Source organism: Mesorhizobium sp. M7A.F.Ca.CA.003.01.2.1 (genome assembly GCF_003998945.1).
Lineage (GTDB): Bacteria > Pseudomonadota > Alphaproteobacteria > Rhizobiales > Rhizobiaceae > Mesorhizobium > Mesorhizobium ciceri.
On the sequence record NZ_RZRA01000920.1, the window covers coordinates 1 to 2,224 of the forward strand.

The following is a 2,224-nucleotide window of genomic DNA, read 5'->3' on the forward strand; positions in this document are numbered from 1 at the left end:
GCGCTACGCCAGTCCGGTGCTTATATTGGGGCACGGGTCCATGGCGAGCTGCACTGTCGCCAAGCCTACTGCGTCGCCTGATAAAGCTCCGAAGCGGCTTCTTTCAGCGCGCGCCGGCCGTCGGACCTGAAATACATCATGTGCCCGCCCTCGACGACATCGAGACGGATGGGCTTGGCATTGGCGAGCGACGGGATCTGGCTCACCAGGTAGCGCGAGGCGAGGTAAGGTGTCACCAGATCGGTGTAGCCGTTAACGATCACGACGCCGAGCGAAGGGTTCAGCGAGCGTGCGCGCTGCAGATCGTCCATCACCCCGGCATAGCCTTGCCGCGAGGCGCCGGTCCCGTAATCCCAATTGTGGCTGATTTCGCCATTGAGCAGCCGATAGCTGACATCGGTGCGAAAATGCAGTTCGTCGCTGATATAGCCGACGAATGCCGACGTCAGCGCCGGCACGCTGCGGTCGAGCACCGGATCCGGGCCGGCGATGCGGGCGCTCTCGGGCGCGATGTCGGCCGTGCCGATCGTGGCGTCATAGGGGCTGAGCACCTTGCCGCTGGCGCGGGCGAACTCCCTTGCGAACAGGCCGGTGGGGATGCGGGCGGAGTTCCGCTGCACCAGGTCGAGCGGCAGGCCGGTGATGTCAGCCACGCGTTGGCTGGCCAGCCGCCTGCCTTGCTCCAGTCCGCTGGTGATTGCCGTGAGGTAATCGCCCATCGCATAATGTTCGACGTCTGCCAGCTTCTCCCGCAACGCGTCGCCGCTGACGCCTTCGGCGCGCAGGCGCACCGCAGCCAGTGAAGGCAGTTCGAGCGCCCAATGCAGCGGCTCGAATTCGTCGGGCTGCACCAGCGTGAACTCCAGCGCCGGCGAGATCAGCACGATGCCGTTCGGACTGATGCCGATATCTTCCTGCAACGTCCTGGCGAGCAGCGCTGCGCGGAACCCGCCATAGCTTTCGCCGGCGAGGAACAGTGGCGACCCGGTGCGGCCGTTCTGCGCGAGATAGAGCCGGATGAAGGCGCCTATCGAGCTGGCATCCTGGTTTACGCCCCAGAAATCGCGCGTGTCCTGCCCCGGTGCCTCGCGGCTATAGCCTGTTCCCACCGGATCGACGAAGACGAGATCGGTCATGTCGAGCCAGCTGTCCGGATTGTCGATCAGTCTTTGCGGTGACGGCAGGAATTCGCCGTCGGCTCCCGTCGCGATTATCCGTGGACCGAGTGCGCCGATATGCAGATAGGCGGACGCTGCTCCAGGGCCGCCGTTGAACACGAAGGTGATCGGCCGCTGCTGGTCTTTGGCCCCGCTTGCCGGCGGCTCCAGTGTGTAGGCGACGTAGAAGATCTCCGCCGTGACGTCGCCCTTGCCCGATAGCAGCGACAGGGTCGCCGCCTTTGCCTGGTAATCCAGCTTGCGCCCGGCCAGCGTGATCGAATGGTTGGTGGTCTGCGGCGGCGGCAGCAGGGATAGCACGCCGCCCGAGGGCGCCGGCCGCTCCGCCGTTTCAGCCAGGACGGGCTGCGCCAGGACGGCGAGCATCGGCAGGATAAGGCAGATCAGTTTCAATTTGACCGGCATGATGGCTCCGCGACAACGACTCCCGCATAGGTATGGCCGAGAGGGTCGAAGTCAAAGGAAATGGCTGATTTGAACTTGCAACGGCTTGCGCTAGAGCCGGATGATTTCAGGTCGATCGACCTGAAATCTGAATCCGGCTCTAAATCAAACAGATGGAGCATGATGCCGTCCGAAAACCGCTTCACACTTTTCGGCATCATGCCTAGTATGAATTGGAATGCAGTCGAACCTTTCCCTCGATCAGTTTGGGCGCTGGAGCGGCGGTGTCGCCGCTGCGGCCGTTGCCGTGACACCCGAAGAATTGTCGGCTCGCTTCACGGCAGCGGCGAGCGAGTTGCTTGGCTCCGACCGCGCCTATGTCGGCTTTTACCGTCGCGACATCACATCCCTGACCATCGACGATGCCGGTCCCGATCGCTGGAACCGCGACTACGATGCACGACTGTATCGCCAGGATCCCTTCTTCCAGAGGTTCGCCAGCACAAGGCAGGATTTCCTGTTGCCGCTGTCGGCACTCCGCAATGGCGACTTCCAGCGGACTCCCTACTATCGCGAATTCTTCGGCCCTTCCGACAGTTTCGACGAGATCACCGGCGTGTTCAATCTCGACCGGCTGACCGCTGGCTATGTCACTTTTCTCA

1 protein-coding gene and 1 pseudogene are annotated in these 2,224 nt (G+C 62.9%); one reads left to right on the forward strand and one right to left on the reverse strand.

Translation table 11 applies throughout. From position 1 onward, the window contains the following. Nucleotides 1-65 precede the first annotated feature (65 nt). Nucleotides 66-1,583: an alpha/beta hydrolase gene (locus tag EN969_RS27680; protein ID WP_013532536.1), complete on the reverse strand. Its 1,518-nt coding sequence runs from the start codon at nucleotides 1,581-1,583 to the stop codon at nucleotides 66-68. 217 nt (nucleotides 1,584-1,800) lie between these two features. Here EN969_RS27680 and EN969_RS27685 point away from each other — a divergent pair. After that, a pseudogene (locus tag EN969_RS27685) lies at nucleotides 1,801-2,224 on the forward strand (LuxR family transcriptional regulator); the annotation flags it as partial.